This window comes from Natronincola peptidivorans (assembly GCF_900111615.1).
Taxonomy (GTDB): domain Bacteria; phylum Bacillota; class Clostridia; order Peptostreptococcales; family Natronincolaceae; genus Natronincola_A; species Natronincola_A peptidivorans.
Window position 1 is genome coordinate 151,766 of record NZ_FOHU01000006.1, and the last position, 18,928, is coordinate 170,693.

The window sequence follows — 18,928 nt, forward strand, 5'->3', positions numbered from 1 at the left end:
TACTTCCCTCCTATCCTAGATTTAACTTTTTGAGAACAGCCTCCGTAACTTTTTGGGCTATATATTCCATATCCTGAGGGGATGCTTTTACCTCTTTAGGCTCCTCTGGTTCAATGCTGCAGTTAGCAGAAGGAGTAATGCCTGTAATCCCCATTTTTTCTCTTATCTTCAGTAGGTCTCCAACCTTGTTACAGGGTAACTCATTTGCATGACCAATTAGCTGTGTTGTCAAGATGATTTTGGAATAAAACTCTACCGTCTCCATTCTGTAATAAGCTTCAAAAATATCTCTACCCCAGGTTAAAGCGCCATGATTGGCCAATAGAACTGCATTATAGTCTTTGATATAAGCCGCTATGGATTCAGGAACCTCATCTGTAGAAGGTGTAGCATATTGGGATATAGGAACAATCCCTAAGGTAATCACCGCCTCTGGCAGCAATGCTCTATCCAGTGGAATTCCTGCTGTAGCTAAAGCTGTTGCTGTTAAAGGATGTGCATGAACCACTGCCTTCACCTCTGGTTTTTCCTTGTATACCTTTAGATGCATTTTTAGCTCTGAGGAAGGCTTATGGGTTCCCTGCAGTACTTTTCCATTTAAATCTACCTTCACCATCATATCAGGGGTCATAAACCCTTTGCTTACTCCCGTTGGGGTGGTCCAAACCTCATTTTCTGAAACCCTTACAGATATATTTCCATCGTTAGCTGCAACAAATTCTCTATCATACATCCGACGACCTATATCACAAATCTGTTTTTTTATTTGAAAGGATGAATAAGAATTATTCATGGTGTACCTCCTTGTATTAAAAATTTTTATAATAAATTATCAAATAATTCCTTTGTTGGTGAAGGAATGACTGCCTTTTCCACTAGCATGCCATTTTCTCCAGCCTCTATCACTGCCGCATCAACCGCTGCTGTTACTGAGCTTACGTCTCCAGTTAGGGTGATGAAGGATTTTCCCCCAATCCCTATGCCAAGTCGTACTTCCAATAAGTCAACTGCTGCTGTTTTTACAGCCCTATCTGCCGCCACCATTGCTGCTGCTATGCTAAAGAACTCCATTACTCCCAAGGCATTGACATTTTCTACTGATGAAACACCATTGATAGCACAAATAACTTCTTCCGCTACATTAGGCAGCATAAGATGATCTACTACATAATGCTCTCCTTCAGAGACACCTATCTCAACAGCCGCCTTCACCGCTGCCACATCTCCCGTTATGGATACAATAAATTTACCTGGACATACAGCCTTGGAAAATAACAACTCCACCTCTGCTGCCTTAACCATTTTGTCAGTTGCTTCTATGCCTTTGGCAATACTGTTTAATTCTATTAATCCTATGGTTCTAATCATTGTCCTGTTTCACCATCCCCTCTTACAATCAGGATATGATCTGTGATGTTAACAATTTTTCCAGAAATACTGGCATGAACATTAGCACCTAGTTTGCCTTCCTCCACCTGCCCAATCATCTGTCCTTCTGTCACTATATCTCCAACAGCTACCATGGGCTTTGCTATTTCACCGATATGCTGTCTCAAGGGTATGCTCACTTGGTTAAGGGTTACTTTCTTTAAGTCCTCTATCTTTTGCTGGTTGTATTTGGTTAAATTTAATCTAGAGATCAGTCTATCGGTAGGAATTTTGCGGTATTCCCTCATATTCATAGGCTTGAGGTCTGTTTCTTCAGCTTGATATCTTATACCTTGCTGACGATAGGTTTCCTTTATATAAACATTGACTTTTCTTGGTGATAATCCCATAGGACAAGCATATAGCTCACATACTCCACATTCGCAGCAGATAAGAGCTTCCTTCATTATTTCTTCATCATTGATTCCTCTTCCTATGTTGCCCATAACCTTATGGGGTCTTAACGGATGACCTATTAAATACCTAGGACACATATCCGTACAGTATCTGCATTGTATACAAGCGGACTTAGCTTGATTGATAATATGCTTGATGGGGGTACTGTCTCTCAGTGCAATGTAATGGTTTTTAGGTAGTAATATAATAGCCCCGTCGGTTTTGGTGATAACTCTTTTTTCTATTTCTTCTTGGTTAATGATCTGGCCCATCATGGGACCACCCATAATGCAGTAGTAATCAGAAATCTTGGGGCCTCCAGCCGCCTGAATACACTCAGTAACAGGTGTGCCAATTGGTACCTGCAGCAAGGTAGGGTTGTTGACCTCACCCAGTACAGTAACCACCTTGTTTGTGACAGCCTTTCCTTGTATGGCTTCATGACAGTTGACAATGGTTCCTACATTAGCCACTACGGCACCTACGTGAAGAGGCAGACCTCCAGGTGGAATAACTTTTCCCGTTACTTCATAAACCAGTATTTGTTCATCTCCAGCTGGAAAAAAGTTGCTTAAATAATGGATTTTTACGGAGGTTTTTAGTTCTTTATTGGCTTTTTCCAAAATATCAAGAATTTCAATGTTTTTCTTTTTAACTCCTAATATGACTTCCTCTGCCTTTACTAGCTTCCCTATAGCTTCTATCCCTAAAAGCAATTCTTTGCTTTTTTCCTTCATTAAATACTGGTCGGTTTTTAAAAGGGGTTCACACTCTACTCCGTTGACAATAAAGTATTTTACTTGACAGTTTAACTTTATATGTGTAGGAAATCCAGCACCTCCGGCACCTACTACACCGGCAGCCTTTATCAACTCTAATGGATCCATACTTATCACATCCTTTTTGATCCTGTTTGCTTAAGATAATTACTTTTCTGTAACTACTTCTATCTTATTTGCTCTAATGAGATCATGGGCTAAAGGGGTTATAATGGTTTTTTCATTTACCTTTATCCTATTAAATCCTTCTTGAATACCTTGCTTTACTTCGGTTTCTGTAATAATTTTTTTGTCTTTGCTATCAAGAGATGCTTTTAGGGGGTTGCCCTCCAGCTCTCCAAATTTAATGGTTTCATACAACTCTATTTTATTAACGATTTTAATACCAAAATTCATTAATCTTTTCTCATACTCCTCTACCATAAGATAGTAGCTCTTATTGGCAGTTTTTTTATACCTTCTATACTCAATACCCTCCTGTAAAAGATAAATCCTTTTTCCCAGCAGCAGCACATCGGAAACACCTTCTTCTATGTGGTCATTTCTAATGCCTGTTGCTATATTTGTAAGTCTTTTTACCGTTAAAGACGGGAGGATAATATAGTCATATTTTTCTAAGTCTTTTTCCCTTTCAAGACTGTTTATATCTTCTACCTTATCTGTTGGTGATACTATTTCCTTAGCAATAGCCTGCCACAAGCTGTTGCCATCTTTTTCTAGAATTAATATCTTTTTCCCCCTCTGTTCCAATGGAGGAGGGGTTTCTGTCAAAGCTTTAAACACTTGCAGTGTAACGGTTTCTACTAATTTTTCCATATCCACGTTAGAACACATCCTTTATGGTGGCTTTCTTTCTTTCTTTTCCATCAGACTGTGTAGCAATTCATTTATTGCATGTTTTTATACCTCTAAATACTATACAGATGCTTGTATACCCCACTATTCAATAATCATCTTGCCCAGGGTACCACTGGTGCATAATGCTGCATTTGCTTCATCAAAATCAATATGCAGGTTTAAAGCGTATTTATCACTTACTCTAACCACTACATCCTCTAAGATAATGGGCCTTTCAGTAAGGAGCTTAACCTTTACAATTTGTTTGTCCATTACTTGAAGCTTTTTGGCATCCTCCGTCGTCATGTGAATATGTCTTTTAGCAAGAATCACTGACTCCTTCGCCTTTATCACAGACTTGTCAGTAGCAATAAAGATGTCGCCGCTTCCCTTTAGGTCTCCTGATTCCCTAACAGGAGGATTGATTCCCAGCTTAACCGCATCGGTTTTTGATATTTCCACCTGCGTCTTTTCTCTAGCAGGTCCTAAAACAGCTACCTTTTCAATAACACCCTTTGGACCTATCAAAGTAACACGTTCTTGATACTGACATTGTCCCAGTTGAGATAAGTCCTTCTTTTTCGTCATTACATATTCTTCACCAAAAAGTACCTGCATATCTTCTTTACTTAAATGGATATGTCTTGCTGAAACCTCCACAGGTATCAGTACATCCTCCATAATCTTTTGCATAACCCTCTCAACGATATGATCAATCATAGGATCTCCCATAGATATCCTCCCTTCACTGAGCTTGCTTAGTTGCACTAATTCCCGGGCTTAAATCAGCCCGGGCTTTGTTGAGTGTTTACTTTCCAGTTTTTTGTGTTTGAGGAAGAATAATTTCCACATCTCCATGAGGTCTTGGTATAACATGTACAGAGATTAGCTCTCCAACTCTTTCTGCTGCTGCTGCCCCTGCTTCTGTAGCTGCCTTTACTGCCCCTACATCACCTCTAACCATAACTGTTACTAAACCTCCACCTACTTGCTCCTTGCCTACTAGGGTAACATTTGCTGCCTTTACCATAGCATCTGCTGCTTCTATTGCTCCTACCAATCCTTTTGTTTCAATCATGCCTAATGCATTTAAAGTTGCCATTTAAAATTCCTCCTTATCATAGTTAATTTATATATTTAGGTTTTTTAATTCCTGTAATACCAATTGGGTAATTGTGTCTATGTCAATATCACCTGTTTGCTTTGGTTGGATTGCTTCATCCCCCAGCTCATCTGCTTCCTTTACACCATAGGCCAAGCGTTTAATATTGATGAGGTGTAGAGGACTTACATTATCAGAGGTAGCACTTCCACCAAGACTGCCGCATCCTAAGGTTAAGGATGGTGCCAAGCTGGTGGTTGCACCAATAGCCCCATGAGAGGATGGTGTGTTCACCATAATTCTAAAGACTGGTTTTTTTAATGCAAATTCTCGAATGATCTCTTCATTTTCCGAATGGATGACTAAAGAATGACCCAGACCTCCATACTTTAATAATTCAATACAAAGCTCACAGGCTTCATGCCAATCATCCTTTGTATAAAAGGCTAGGATTGGTGATAATTTCTCCATGGAGAAGGGATAATCTTTTCCTACTCCCTTTTCGTTGCATAGTATTACTTTTGTGTTTGAGGGGACTTGTATTCCTGCCATTGCTGCAATTTTTACAGCAGGCTGTCCTACGATTTTAGGATTTAATCCACCCCATGGATTTTGTATGGTTTTTGCCAGCTTTGCAGCCTCTTCCTCTTTCGCAAAGTAACCCCCTTGTCTCATAAACTCTTCCCTCACCTGGTTGGCAATAGCAGTTTCTGTAACCACAGCCTGCTCTGAAGCACAAATGGTTCCATTGTCAAAGGTTTTACTGGTGATAATTCTCCTTACAGCTGCTGGTATTTTGGCTGTTTTTTCTATAAAGGCTGGTACATTGCCTGGTCCTACTCCTAGTGCCGGTGTTCCCGAGCTGTAAGCAGCTTTTACCATTGCAGAGCCACCGGTAGCCAAAATCAAGGACACATCTTTATGGGTCATTAGCTCTTTACTTCCCTCCATCGTGGGAATGGTCATGCAGCCTATCAGACCATCAGGTGCGCCATTTCTTGATGCAGTCTCCTGGAGAAGCTTAGCAGTTTCGTAAGTGCAATTCTTTGCAGAAGGATGAGGGCTAAATATAACCGCATTTCCTGCCTTTAAGGCACTTAAGCTTTTATAGATGGTGGTTGAGGTAGGGTTGGTGGAAGGAATCAAAGCTGCAATGACCCCCACAGGAGATGCTATTTCCATCAACCTCTTTTCCTTGTCTTCTTTTAGTATCCCCACCGTTTTCATATCCTTTATATACTCATAAACGGCTTTACTGGCAAAAAGATTTTTAATGATTTTATCTTCATACTTGCCAAAACCCGTTTCCTCTGCCGCCTTCTTTGCCAAGCTTTTTGATGCTTCCTCTGCTGCCTTAGCCATGCTTTTTATAATGCTGTCTATTTTTTCCTGACTAAAGGTTGACAGCTCTCTTTGAGCCTCTTTTGCCCTTCCAATTAGATTTCTTACTTCCTGTATAGACTGTAAATCCTTGTCCTGTAATACCATAATCTTCCCCCCTTCATCAACCTAAGGTTATATTGATTTTGTTTCTGTTTTTTTGTTTTCTTTATGTATAAGCTGTATTTTTGTTATGGCATTGTTCTGTAGTCTTTTCAAAGGATAATGGATTGATTAAATTGATTGATTATTATGTTTTTAATTTAATATTATCAACTACAACCAAAAAAGTCAACAAGAAATGTTGACTTTTTTGGTTTTTTATTTTGTGTTTTGTGGTTTTTGTTGTGTTGGTTTTTTCCCAGTAATCATTTGGTTTTAAGTACCTTTTTTTAGTTCTTAATCTATGTCTGATTTTATTAAGGTCTGTATCTGTTTCTCTGCTTTATCTAGAGCTTCTTTTATGCTGCACTGATTATTAAATGCTTGGTTTGTGCAATCATAAAGCACACCAAAAATATTGCCAGAATTATTCATTTGAGGGAGAGGCTTAGCATAATTTTCTATCATTTCTAAAAGCACATCGTACCAATTGTAAAGGTGCCTATCCACTTTATAGGTTGATCGCCTCACTGGTGCTCCTGCATATCCCCCTATCCTTCTATCAATTTCTTTAGAGGAGATATACTGTAGGAATTCATTGGCAGCTTCCCAGTTGCTAGAAGAATGATTAATACCAAAGCTCCATGTCACATTCCACCCTGTCTCTAAGGCTGCAAATCCTATATCCTCTATATCCTTACATCCTTCATTTAGAACAAATCCTAGTTGTCCTCCCCAAGTAACAGCAACTACAGCTTCTAAGTTTTGAAATGCTTTTTTTACTTCATCGTTGCCATAGCTATTGGTATCTGAAGGAGCGTACTTTTTAAGAGAAATATACTTCTCTAATGCCCTTTCCCCTTTTTCATTATTAAAGGTTGGTTTACAGGTGTTCTCATCAAAAGCATCTATTCCTTCAGCTCTAAGATAAGGTAAAAAGTCTAGAAAAATTTCACTGGGATGAGCCTTTAAAGCAAAGCCTTTCATTTCTTTCAAACCATCGCATTGTTGTACTATATTTATAAGTTCATCTGTTGAAATAACTTTGTTAGGTAAATACCCTATCCTTTCTTTTAGAATAGATTTTCTATAGAGGACAATATGACCATCACAAAAAGAGGGATAAAGATACGGTTTTCCTTCAAGCTCCATTTCCTCTCTAATAACAGGCAGGATATCCTCCTTATGATAATCATCGTTATCAGGATACTTTACTGGAGCCAAATATCCTTTACTTGCAAAATCCTTCAACCAAAGATGACCTGCCACCATAACAACATCATAGTTTTCTTTCCCTTCAAAGGCCTGCATCATGGTATCGTAATATTTCTCCCATTCTACTATGTGAAAATGTACCTTCAGATTATTGCGTTTTTCATACTGAGAAATAATCTGAAATTTCTCTTCCACATATCCATATACAGCAGGGTCTCCTACTGCCAGTATGTTTAGCTGTTTAATTTCCATTTTATTAATCTTTCCTTTCTCTTGTCAGGGTATAAAACAGCAAGTCCTTTTATTTTATAGCTTTGAAGCGATTTCCGTTAAATGAGAGATAATGTCTTCCAGCTGATTTGCAATATTTGATATGTTTTCTATTGCTATTGCTTGATTAGAAGATATATTCCTATTTTCTTCCACCAGCTTTTTTGTGGTTTCATTTGATTCTTTTAACTCAAGGATGATATCCCCTATACTCTTTGCAGCATCTGCACTATTTGCACTAAGTTTTCCAACCTCATTAGCAACAACTGCAAATCCTTTCCCGGCTTCTCCAGCTCTTGCAGCTTCTATTCGAGCATTCAAGGAAAGAAGGTTTGTTTGATTTGCCACCGAATTAATGAAGTTAATCACTTGATCAGTTTCGTTGTATTTTTCTGTAGCCGTTAACACAGTATCCACCATTTGTTTGCTAATATCCACTTGTTTTTCTGTGCCGTTGGATATATTGCTTAATGAACGATTTATCTCTTCTATGCTTTCTGCTAATTTGTCAGCGATCTTTATAACATTTTCTTCTATTTCTAATTCTTGTCCTACTGCAAGACCTCCTATGATGTTTCTATTCTCATCATAAACAGGAGCATATGCTGCCTTGAATGGAATTCCATAAAGCTCTTCCGATACCTTTACTTCTATTTGCTTACCTGTCTTCATCACCTCAAGCATGGGATCTTCTGGTGGAAGCATATTATTTGGTGCAATATTAAGATCGATGACATCATTAGGAAAGAATCTTAATGTTTTCTCAAGATCAGTTATACCTATCATATATCCATTTTTTCTCATGCGGCTAAATAATGGAGCAGCATCAATAAGACTTTTTAATAAAGGATGTATTTGTTCCACGCTCTTTCCCCCTATTCTATTTTTTTATACCCAATAGGAAATTATAAACATTTGAATCTGTGGGTAAGTTATAATTTTCGTTATTGGTTTCAAAAAAGTCAACCAATGAATCTTCCAAAGGAAGACTTTTTTATATCAAAATTTGACCTTTAATAGCTCTACGCCTAATTTATGAGTTTTATGGTATACATCATGATTCTTCTGATTTTTGCTGTCTACTATAACACCGCTCTTTATTAAGTATTTGTTTTTTTGGTTTTGATGGTATATAATAAAAAAAACTCCACATAATCCAAAGTAACTATGGTTTCATAGAAGGAGGTAAATGTATGCTTGCCGTAACTCGAAAAGAAAAAATAAAAGATATTATCCTAGAAAAAAAGAGTGTCATGGTATCAGAATTATCAAAAAAATTCTCTGTCACAGAAGAAACCATCCGAAGAGATCTGAAGGCCCTTGAGGATGAGGGGATTCTTGTGAAAACTTATGGGGGTGCCTATATCCAAGATGGCGTTCAGAATGATATTAATGTCAATATCCGTGAATCATTGTTTGTAGACAACAAAGAAAAAATTGCTACTAAATGTGCTGATCTCATTAATCATGGTGATTCAATTTTTTTAGATGCTTCCACCACTTCGCTTGCTATATCATCTAAGATTCGCTCAAAAAGAGTAACTGTTATCACCAATTCTCTAAAAATAGCCAATAGTCTATCAGAATCTGAGTCTATTCGATTAATGGTAATTGGCGGTATTTTAGATCCTCAATCCATGTCTTTTTTAGGTAGAAATACCATCAATAGTATGCAGCACTACTATGTTGATAAAGCCTTTATATCTTGTCGTTCCATCAGCATGGATTTTGCAGTTACAGATTCTAATGAACAACAGGCAGAGGTTCGTCAACTGGCTATCAAAAGATCCAATCATGTTTATTTAGTAGTAGATCACACAAAATTTAATAAAACCTCTTTTACCAACATTTGTTTTTTTCACGATATTAATACACTTTTGGTAGATACCGCTTTAGATCAAGAATGGAAAGCTTTTTTAACTGAACATCAGGTAGAAATCATAGAGTGTCAATAGCTCAATGGTTAAAAGGCTGATGAAAGCTCATCAGCCTAATTGGGTCTAAGAATGCTGTTGAACAGCTTCTTTTAATGTATTTAGAAAATCTTCTCCTGTACGATACCCTTCTCTGTTCTTAATGTATTTCTTCGCAGCTGTTAAGCATATCCTTTCGGCTCTTACTCTAGCCTTTTCATCCTCAATAGAGGTGATATCTTTAACTTGAGCCAATCCAACAATACGTCTACATAGCTCCAGTCCTGTCACTGCTGCTGTATCATGAATAACAGTTCCTAAATACCATTTATCAAAGCCCTCTTCTTTAGCAAAAACTTCTGTTGCATTTTCTTTCCAGGATTTCAAGAACTTTTCTTTAAAAAGATCTATTACTTGAAGAATCGTTTCCTCAAGCCAAGATAAGTATCTTTCTTTCTCTGTGGGATTCTCTATGGTGGCATCGCCGTTTGCCCAAGCAAACATAAGGTTTGCTACAACATTACCAACATCATAGCCAATTGGCCCATAAAATGCAAACTCTGGATCAATTACCTTCGTGGAATCCTTCTTTATAAAAATAGACCCCGTGTGTAAATCTCCATGAATCAAAGCTTGAGCATTTGTCATAAAATCAAATTTTAGTTTTGCTGCTTCCATGCGGAGGGCTTTGTCTTCATACAATTCCTTCGTAACCCATTCTAGGTTTGGTGGAAACACACCGTTTCTTCCTTGATAATCATTAAACGGCTCTGTATAAACTAAGTCCTCTGAAATCTCGCATAGCTGTGGATTAATGAAGCTTTTTACCATGGCTTTCTTCTCTTTATGGTCCAGCACTACATCTGTTGTCAACAGCAAAGTGTTTACCATAAAGGTAGTAATATCCTCAGCAAAACCAGGAAACTTTTCATGTTTCATCAAGGCACTTCGCATGATTTCGTGATCCGATAAATCCTCCATAGCACAGCAATTCATAATGTCATCATATTTGTAAACAACAGGAACTAATCCAGGAGCCAATTTTCCTTCCAATACCAATATCTCTGCTTCTATTCTGGTTCTATCCGTAGAAAGCTTGAAATCATCTGAAATTCTTGCAGTATCTCCCGCTTGCTTGATAATTACTGATGTATCAGAGTTTTTTTCCCATACACGAAATACATAATTGATGTTGCCATCTCCAATCTCTTTACATACCAATTCTGCTTTATCATCAAATAAATCCAGCTTTTCCTTAGCATATTCACTGACATCTTCAGGGTTCATTAAAAAATAAGTGTCAAATTTTGACATGAAATTAACCTCCTTCTTAAAAATAACCTTATTGCTGCTTTGTTATTATTTTTTTCTTAAATAGGTGGATGCTAAAGCTAAGGCTAGTACTGCACCCTTTACAATGTTAAGAGAATAATAAGGCACCGATAACATAACCAAACCATTTTCCAGTACGCCTACCAGCACTGCTCCTACAAAGGTCCCTAATGCATTGGGCTTGCCTGCTCCTCCTACAGAAATTCCAATAAAGGAAGCTGCCACTGCTGGCATAAGGTAGCCAGCTCCAGCATTGATTTGGGCAGATCCAATCCGAGCCGCCAGCATGATTCCTCCTAGGGCTGCTAAAAACGTTGCAAGATAATAAGCAAGAGCACGGTATCTGTTAACAGGAATACCTGACAAACGAGCAGCTTCTTGATTTCCTCCTACAACATACATATATCTTCCATGCTTCGTATAGTTTAAAAAGATGTGTACTGATATAACTACAACAAGCATGATGATGATGATATAGGGTGCCTGCCCAATCATCCTGAAGGCAGGGGTCAATCGTCCTATTGTTGGTGTCCCATCTAATCTAGGCATACCTTGGCTAATGGATCCTCCCCCAGTATAGGTCATAGCAACACCTTCAATAATAAATAGCATGGAAAGGGTTGCCAGCATATCAGGTATTTTTACTTTTACAATTAAAAATGCATTTAAGCTTGCTACTACCACCACTGATACCAGCAGAGCTATTAGTATTGCTGGTATAGTTGACATATCATACCAGACAAACATGGATACAACTAAGGCAACTGAAAAGGTTGAAACAGATCCTACTGACAAATCAAACCCATTTACAGTTAAAGATACAGTAATTCCAATAGCAATTACTGTTACTATTGATATACTTCTTAATATAGTAACAATATTAGATGCTGAAATAAATGGCGGCATCAATATTGAAAACACAAGGATTAATAATCCGATGGTTATTAATGTGCCCCATTTCGTAATAAAGTCTATTATCATCGATTTTCGGTTAATTTGCTGGGAATTTTCACTTTGTTTTAAACCTTCTGTATTATCGCCCATATTTTACTTACCTCCTGTAGAAAAATATAGTAGTTCTTCTTCATTTGTTTCAGCTGTTACCAACTCTTTAGCAATTTCCCCATCATACATTACATAAGTTCTATCACTAATTCCCAAAATTTCCGAGAATTCACAGGAAGCATAAATTATTCCTTTACCCATATGGGCTAATCTGCCAATTAGCTCAAAAATATCTCGCTTTGCACCGACATCAACACCTTTAGTGGGTTCATCAAAAATATAGATATCGGCATCCGCCATCAGCCATTTGCCCACAGCCACTTTTTGTTGATTTCCTCCTGATAGATAAGCGACCTTTTGCTTTTCACTTGGAGTTTTAATACCTAATTCATCAATCATTTTTCTAGAAGCTTTATATTCATCATGAGGCTTAAGAAAGTCAAGAAGTCCACAAAAACTTGATAAACAGGCTGCTGTGAGGTTGCTATATACTGGTTCCTCCACTAATACACCTTCCTTACGTCTTTCCTCTGGAACTAAAGCAATCCCCTGCTTCACAGCATGATAAGGGGTTTTAATGTTTAGTGGTTTTCCATTTAAAAGGATTTCTCCACCCTCAATAGGCATGCCCCCAAATATGGTTTTACATAGCTCTGTTTTTCCTGCTCCTACAAGTCCTGCTATACCTATAGTTTCTCCTGCCCGTACATATAGGTTTATTTTTTTTACAGCGCCTTCTTTTTCACTTAAATCTTTTACCTCGAAAATTTTCTCACCAATTGGAGCATCATTCTTTTTATAGCTTTCTTCAAATTTTCGACCTAACATTAATTCAACAACCTGGTTAGGGGTAAGTCCTTCTAAACCTCTTCTAGTTACCAATTGACCATCCTTTAGAATAGTAATTTCTTGACAAATTTCAAATATTTCTGGTAACCGATGGGAAATAAAAACAACTCCTACATTATGATTATAAGCAAGATCCTTGACTACATTAAAAAGATCCTGTGTTTCCGTATTGCTGAGAGGAGCTGTTGGCTCATCGAGAATAAGATATTTTGATTCCTCTGCTATAGCCCTTGCAATTAACACCATTTGTTTGTGGGCAAGGGTAAGATCTTGGACTAGTTTTCTCGTATCGATTTTAATTGAAAGGCGTTCCAATACTTTTCTTGCCTCCGCATGAATAGAGGTCCAGTTTATGAAGTGCTCTCCCTTCATTTCATTTACAATAACATCCAGCATAATATTTTCTGCTACACTAAGATAAGGTATAAGAGCGGTATCTACCTCTTGATAAACGATACCAATACCCAACTCCTTTGCATCCTTAGGTGTACGAATTTCCTTCATATTATTATCAATAAGGATATCGCCTGTATAATGGTCATAGGCTCCTGCAAGAATTTTCATCAAGGTTGATTTTCCAGCACCATTAGCCCCAATTAAAGCGTGAACGCTTCCTGTATCCAAGATGAAATCCACATTAGAAAGAGCTTTAACGCCAGGAAACTCTATAGAAATATCCTTCATCTCCAGTTTTCGTATCTTTCCTTCCTCCATACTTCACCACCCCATTCTCCTAAGCAAATAATGTGAAACTGTTAGAGTGAACTGTTTTTCTAAGTTTACACCATCCATTAAAGTATTTTTAAAGAAAAGAGAGGGCTTAGAGTGATGCACCCTCTCTTTATTTATGCTATCTTTTAATTGCTATTTATTTTCCAAAGTGTTGACGTAATATATCCATCCATGGTTCATTAAATGCATCAGATATACCCCATCCATCAATAACTTCATTAAGGTTTTCCATATTTGTATCTGGTCTAAGATCTTCTAGTTTAATTAATTTAGCTTCAAGATCATAATTATCAGGAGTTTCTTCACCAGCAAATTGTTTTGCAAGTAATCTCATATTTACAAGACCAATAAGTCTAGGGTCAACAGCAGCAGTAGATAGCCATGTGCTGTTTTCTTCTCTCATCATGTTCATGTCTTGGTTAGATATGTCTATAGATATAATTGGAATATCTGTACGTCCAGCATCCTGAAGAGCTATATGAGCTCCCTTTGCCATTTCATCCCATGATCCCCAGATAGCATCTACAGTTCCTTCTGGATATCTTGCTAATAAAGCACCTATTCTTGCAGCAATGTCACCCTGTACATCTTGGAAATTTGAAGGTCCTACAACCTCTAATGTTTCTATCTTGTTTTCTTCTTCATATCTTCTGTAAACAGTTTCTCTTCTATCAAGCGGTGGAACACCAGGTCCAAACCAAAGCTTTATAACTCTTACAGGCTCTCCGCCCTCAGATAGTTTAGCGATTTCTCCTAATGATAACTCTGCTAATTCAAAATCGTCTTGGAAGGTTGTTGTAATCTCTGGAAGCGTTGCTCCATCCTTCTCTATAACAGTATCAAAGGTTACAACTTGCATTCCTCTATCAACAGCAGGTTTAAGCATGTCATAGGAATAGTCTGCCTTACCATGGGAGATAATCATTCCATCGTATCCTCTTTGAATCGCCTGATCTACTAGTTCTTGAAATCTAGCGTCATCATTATCTGCAATAAATGTGTCAACTGTAAATCCAAATGCCTCTCCTTCACTTCTTGCACCATCTAAAAATTGTACAGTATGATCATCAGATGGTAAGTTTCTTACAACAGCTACTCTGAACCCACCTTCTTTAGAAGCTATTGCCTCTGGTACTCCTTCAAGATCTAGAATGTCCCCACCTTCTGTCTGACTGTCTCCCCCACTAGGTGTAGATCCTGCGCCACAGCCACTTAATATCAAGGCCATTACAAGAATCAATAACAATACTTTTTTCATTGAAACCCCTCCCTTTAATTTAAATAGATTTGTGTATTATTTATTATGGCATTTATGTTAACCTGCCTTTTTAGTAGACTCATTATCTTCTGTTATTGGTATAATGTGTGCTTCTTTATCTTTTTTTGTTTCGTTCCTCATGAAGTAACAATATTATTTTCTCTAGTTTTCACAATAGCAATATTCTATTGCAACTTTATCAAACTTTGCTTTCCAATCATCCGATAGTTTTTTGTCCGTAATTACCATATCTATTTCATCAAAATCTGTAATCTTTATAAAAGAAGTCTTGTCAAACTTTGTATTGTCAGCTATAAGAACCTTTTTTTGTGCCTGCTTTAGCATAACTTTTCTAATCTCTGCCTCTAATTCATTGGAGTCTAAAATACCCCTCTCTAAATGTATCCCGCCACAGGATACAAATGCCTTGTCAACATAGAAATCCTTTAACATTCTCTCTGCTATATGTCCTACATAAGACAGGGCATTAGCTCTTAGAATCCCACCAGTTGATAGCACTTTTATGTTTTCACATTCAGCTAATTTTGAAGCTACCTTAATAGCGTTGGTAATGACGGTAATATTACTTTTCCTTTTTATGTGCTCTGCTATATGTAAGGACGTTGTACTAGAGTCTAAAATGATTGTGTCGCCACTGTTAATAAGGCTGGCACACTTAACTCCAATCAATTCCTTAGCTTTAACATAAGCCGTCTCCCTGATTTCAATAGGCAAATCATAATGAACTCCACCATTTAAATAAGCACCACCATAGGTTCTGTTTGCAATACCCTCTTCTTCAAGTTTTTGTAGGTCTCTTCTGATGGTCTCTTCTGATACATCATATTTTTTACTTAACTCAGAAACAGTTACACTTTTCTTTTCATACAACCTCTCTAGAATCTGCTGTCTTCTTTCGATGGCCAACATCTTCTTCACCACTTTTCTATAATCTCTGCGTTATCTATATCTTTAAATTACTGATAGTTCAAGGTAATTAAGCAACTTTCTTCTGTCCTGCCCCTTGATAGATAGGTATTTTTTCTATTCCATTTTGATAGCTTTGTAGCCTAGCTTCCAATGACTACTTCTATCCCTTCATTTCTAAATTCTTGCAAACAGTTTTCTTGCTCCTTTGTCAAAACACCTAAATCATCGGTAATAATTTTGTTCATCTCTCTGTAGTCACACACCTGAAAAAAAGCAGTTTCATTTATTTTTGTATGATCTACAATAATGTACACATTTTTTGAATTCTTTATCATGGCCTTTTTTACTTCCCCTTCATCAATGGTAGCATCCGTCAAACCACTTTTGAATGCCAATGCCTTACTAGAAATAAATGCCTTATCTATATAAATAGAAGATAGCATATTTTTCACATAGGGTCCTATCAAAGAAAGAGACTTCTTTCTTACAATACCCCCCAATAAAATAATGGTATGATCCTTACATTCCGATAGTTCTTTTGCAACACTAATGTTATTGGTAACCACCACTAACTTTTTTTTGCCCTTAATCTGTTTACTAACCTCCAACGCTGTAGAGCTGGCATCTAAAGCAATAACGTCTCCATCCTCCACTAACTCTGCAGCTTTTCTAGCCACTGCTTGTTTTTCTAAAATGTTCTTAATTCTTCGTTCTTCTAACGTAGCTTCATAGATGCTTTTAGTATTGAGCTTTGCGCCGCCATGCAAACGAATAATTTCTCCATCTTCCTCTAATTTCTCTAAGTCTCTACGAATTGTCATTTCTGAAACATCAAAATAGTTACTTAAGTAAGCTATTTCAACAAAATTACCTTCATGCAATAAACTAATGATTTTTTGTCTTCTTACATAGGGAGATATCGCCATGTTTTTCACCTCATAACATTGTTTTTTATAAATAATAACAAACAATATCAGTGTATCCTACTTAGTTTTGTAAATCAATGGTGTCTCCGTCGTATCTCTCTATTATTCTTGTTCAAATAGTTTTTTAAGATTTTCTTCAAATGGTGGATACACAATCCCCTTTTCTGTTACAATGGCCGTTATGTTTTCATGGGGAGTAACATCAAATCCTGGATTATAGGTTTTAACTCCCTTAGGCGCTGTCAATACACCAAATCTACAGGTTATTTCTTCTGCATCTCTTTCCTCAATAGGGATTCCTTCTCCTGTAGGTGTTCTTAAATCAATAGTAGGAGTAGGTGCAGCAATATATAAAGGTATGTTATAATGTTTTGCTAAAATAGACACTCCTAATGTCCCAATTTTATTGGCTGTATCGCCATTTGCTGCAATTCTGTCACAGCCAACAATAGCAGCCTGTACTTTCCCTTGAGACATCACCATAGCTGCCATATTATCAGTAATTAAAGTTACATCGACACCGGCATGGTATAATTCAAAAGCAGTAAGAGATGCTCCCTGAAGTCTCGGTCTTGTTTCATCAGCATAAACCTTGATATCCCAGCCTTTTTCTTTAGCAAGATAGAAGGGTGCCAAGGCTGTACCATATTTTGTTGTAGCTAAGGCTCCAGCATTACAATGGGTTAGCACTCCCATACCATCCTTTAATAAGGTTAATAAGTTCTCTCCAATCCTTCTATTGATTTCTTCATCTTCTTTATGAATAAGAATAGCTTCCTCTAGCAGTTTCTCTTTAATTTCTTTTATCGTTAAATCCTTTAATTCCTTGGCTTTATTTTCCATTCGTTCTAAAGCCCAAAACAAGTTAACAGCAGTAGGCCTAGAAGTTCCCAGATAACGAGACTTTTCTTCTAATGCTTTGAAAAAAGCATTTTTATCCTCCTCACCCTCCTCACGAATCCCAATATAGAGACCATAAGCCGCTGTTACACCAATAGCTGGCGCTCCCCTAACCTTCATATCCTGTATGGCATCCCATACATCCTCTACTTTCTCGAAGGCTTCATATACTACTTCATTGGGGATTTTGGTCTGATCTAGCAAAATAAGTTTCTCATTATTCCATTGTATTGTTTTTACTTCTTCCATCAATATTACCCCCTTTACTGTCATGCAAAATTCATTATTTTCATTTCTTCAGGTATTAAAACACCTATAACAACTCCTGCTAAAATCGTCTTTTCAGCGCCTTTTTTCGTTAGTACAAGGGTTTCTCCCTTTTCGTTGAAAATAGCATTGCCTCATATTTCTACACCTTGATAATCTTTGATTAAATCTCTAAAAATAACTAGTTCGTAGCTATTTTTTACTGTTAAGCTTTGTTTGCTTTAAATTTGCTGCTTCACTAATTCCTATACACTTTCCCCCTTTTGCTTCAATCTATTGTAATAGCTGTCTTAATCAAATATACTTATGTGTTCACACAATTTTTAAATCATAATAGTATCGTTTTCCTATATCGTTGAGCAAGTTTATTCTTCAACGGCTCAATGGTAGTCGTTACCATGACAAACCTTGAAAAACTTGATGTTTTGTGAGCTTTTTATAAGATGTCAGCAAATTATAACATAAGTGCTGAGGTTTTATAAGTGTTTTTTCATGTTTTAAACATTATATAACAAATTTTCACACAAGTCTATATTTTTTTGAATTTTTTCTATCTTTTTTCTTTTTGCAACTATCCTCTATTCAGGGACTGATTTTTGTATTTTTGTTAATGATATATCATTAATGTAACTTTTATATTTACTCGCTTATAGTGTTTTTTTAATGGCATTATTTGTTATATCTTTGCCTCTATATTAACAATATTATTAGCAGTTTTGTCTTTGTTTGTAATTCCACACAAACTCTCTTAAACCCACAGTGGCTTGTTTTTTTTAGTCAAACTAACAAGATTTCTGCGAAGGATGCAGAAGTTTTCATGTCGCAACCACATGCTCTCCCAGGCAGTTTCCCAACCAGGCCCATCAGCGGTTAAGTAGATGACTAAAAGCAGGTAACCAAAATCTGTGATTTTGTGTTAATCGCTTTCACAGAGTGCCAGTTGTGGTTTTCAACTTTTGTGTCAGTCACTTAGTTAAAAACCTTGTGATTCACAAGGTTTTTAAAAATTCTTCCATTCTTTTCTATCATTTTAAAAGCAATGATAAGAATTACTGCATTTTTAACTAAGCGACTGCCTCGAAATCACAGATTTCGGCCATCTGCTTAATCCTCCTTAATTTATTTAAGCCCTTTTAGCGCAAGACAAAAACTAAAAAAACTTCTACATGTTGTTGTAGAAGTTTTTTCTATGTCGCAACGACCTACTCTCCCAGGCAGCTTCCCGCCAAGTACCATCAGCGCTGAAGGGCTTAACTTCTGTGTTCGGGATGGGAACAGGTGTGACCCCTTCGCTATTGTCACGACAT

General features: G+C 37.1%; 17 protein-coding genes and 1 rRNA gene. 1 reads left to right on the forward strand and 17 read right to left on the reverse strand.

What is annotated here, in order from left to right:
- Window positions 1–10 precede the first annotated feature (10 nt).
- From BMX10_RS08920 to BMX10_RS18440, 9 genes are all read right to left on the reverse strand, one after another.
- A complete protein-coding gene (locus BMX10_RS08920) occupies window positions 11–793 on the reverse strand; it encodes a class II aldolase/adducin family protein (protein ID WP_090442618.1) in 783 nt (260 codons plus the stop codon).
- A gap of 26 nt (window positions 794–819) precedes the next feature.
- Window positions 820–1,368 carry a BMC domain-containing protein gene (locus tag BMX10_RS08925; RefSeq protein ID WP_090442620.1) on the reverse strand — a complete coding sequence of 183 codons (549 nt, stop codon included), beginning with the start codon at window positions 1,366–1,368 and terminating at the stop codon, window positions 820–822.
- The gene (locus BMX10_RS08930; RefSeq protein ID WP_090442623.1) at window positions 1,365–2,711 is read right to left on the reverse strand and encodes a 4Fe-4S dicluster domain-containing protein; all 1,347 of its coding nucleotides are present in this window, start codon (window positions 2,709–2,711) and stop codon (window positions 1,365–1,367) included. Before BMX10_RS08930 ends, BMX10_RS08925 begins: the two co-directional genes overlap by 4 nt.
- 39 nt (window positions 2,712–2,750) lie before the next feature.
- Window positions 2,751–3,425 (reverse strand): hypothetical protein, encoded by a 675-nt coding sequence (locus BMX10_RS08935; RefSeq protein WP_090442626.1) that lies wholly within the window; start codon window positions 3,423–3,425, stop codon window positions 2,751–2,753.
- A gap of 117 nt (window positions 3,426–3,542) precedes the next feature.
- Entirely contained in the window at window positions 3,543–4,172 is a 630-nt protein-coding gene (gene pduL / locus BMX10_RS08940) for a phosphate propanoyltransferase (protein ID WP_090442629.1), read from the reverse strand.
- Window positions 4,173–4,248: 76 nt separating this feature from the next.
- Window positions 4,249–4,542, reverse strand: coding sequence for an ethanolamine utilization microcompartment protein EutM (gene eutM / locus BMX10_RS08945; protein ID WP_090442632.1), 294 nt, complete (start codon window positions 4,540–4,542; stop codon window positions 4,249–4,251).
- Between the two features lie 27 nt (window positions 4,543–4,569).
- On the reverse strand, window positions 4,570–6,030 hold the full coding sequence (locus BMX10_RS08950; protein ID WP_090442634.1) for an acetaldehyde dehydrogenase (acetylating): 1,461 nt from the start codon (window positions 6,028–6,030) through the stop codon (window positions 4,570–4,572).
- A gap of 291 nt (window positions 6,031–6,321) precedes the next feature.
- Window positions 6,322–7,491 carry an ABC transporter substrate-binding protein gene (locus tag BMX10_RS08955; RefSeq protein ID WP_090442637.1) on the reverse strand — a complete coding sequence of 390 codons (1,170 nt, stop codon included), beginning with the start codon at window positions 7,489–7,491 and terminating at the stop codon, window positions 6,322–6,324.
- A 54-nt stretch (window positions 7,492–7,545) separates the two neighbouring features.
- Window positions 7,546–8,373, reverse strand: coding sequence for a methyl-accepting chemotaxis protein (locus BMX10_RS18440; protein WP_090442640.1), 828 nt, complete (start codon window positions 8,371–8,373; stop codon window positions 7,546–7,548).
- Window positions 8,374–8,702: 329 nt separating this feature from the next.
- Here BMX10_RS18440 and BMX10_RS08965 point away from each other — a divergent pair, with 329 nt between their 5' ends.
- Complete coding sequence (locus BMX10_RS08965) at window positions 8,703–9,464, forward strand: DeoR/GlpR family DNA-binding transcription regulator (RefSeq protein WP_090442642.1); 762 nt, start codon at window positions 8,703–8,705, stop codon at window positions 9,462–9,464.
- Window positions 9,465–9,509: 45 nt separating this feature from the next.
- On the opposite strand, the gene mtnK is transcribed toward BMX10_RS08965, so the two are convergent.
- The 8 genes from mtnK to rrf form a co-directional block, all read right to left on the reverse strand.
- The gene (mtnK, locus tag BMX10_RS08970) at window positions 9,510–10,736 is read right to left on the reverse strand and encodes an S-methyl-5-thioribose kinase (RefSeq protein ID WP_090442645.1); all 1,227 of its coding nucleotides are present in this window, start codon (window positions 10,734–10,736) and stop codon (window positions 9,510–9,512) included.
- A gap of 45 nt (window positions 10,737–10,781) precedes the next feature.
- Window positions 10,782–11,798 carry an ABC transporter permease gene (locus BMX10_RS08975; RefSeq protein ID WP_090442647.1) on the reverse strand — a complete coding sequence of 339 codons (1,017 nt, stop codon included), beginning with the start codon at window positions 11,796–11,798 and terminating at the stop codon, window positions 10,782–10,784.
- 3 nt (window positions 11,799–11,801) lie between these two features.
- Window positions 11,802–13,322 carry a sugar ABC transporter ATP-binding protein gene (locus BMX10_RS08980; RefSeq protein WP_090442650.1) on the reverse strand — a complete coding sequence of 507 codons (1,521 nt, stop codon included), beginning with the start codon at window positions 13,320–13,322 and terminating at the stop codon, window positions 11,802–11,804.
- Between the two features lie 154 nt (window positions 13,323–13,476).
- A complete protein-coding gene (locus BMX10_RS08985; protein WP_090442652.1) occupies window positions 13,477–14,598 on the reverse strand; it encodes a sugar ABC transporter substrate-binding protein in 1,122 nt (373 codons plus the stop codon).
- Window positions 14,599–14,760: 162 nt separating this feature from the next.
- A complete protein-coding gene (locus BMX10_RS08990; protein ID WP_090442655.1) occupies window positions 14,761–15,528 on the reverse strand; it encodes a DeoR/GlpR family DNA-binding transcription regulator in 768 nt (255 codons plus the stop codon).
- Window positions 15,529–15,668: 140 nt separating this feature from the next.
- The gene (locus tag BMX10_RS08995; protein WP_090442658.1) at window positions 15,669–16,454 is read right to left on the reverse strand and encodes a DeoR/GlpR family DNA-binding transcription regulator; all 786 of its coding nucleotides are present in this window, start codon (window positions 16,452–16,454) and stop codon (window positions 15,669–15,671) included.
- A 102-nt stretch (window positions 16,455–16,556) separates the two neighbouring features.
- Complete coding sequence (gene mtnA, locus BMX10_RS09000; protein ID WP_208976131.1) at window positions 16,557–17,603, reverse strand: S-methyl-5-thioribose-1-phosphate isomerase; 1,047 nt, start codon at window positions 17,601–17,603, stop codon at window positions 16,557–16,559.
- A gap of 1,207 nt (window positions 17,604–18,810) precedes the next feature.
- A 5S ribosomal RNA gene (rrf, locus tag BMX10_RS09005) occupies window positions 18,811–18,927 on the reverse strand.
- Window position 18,928 lies beyond the last annotated feature (1 nt).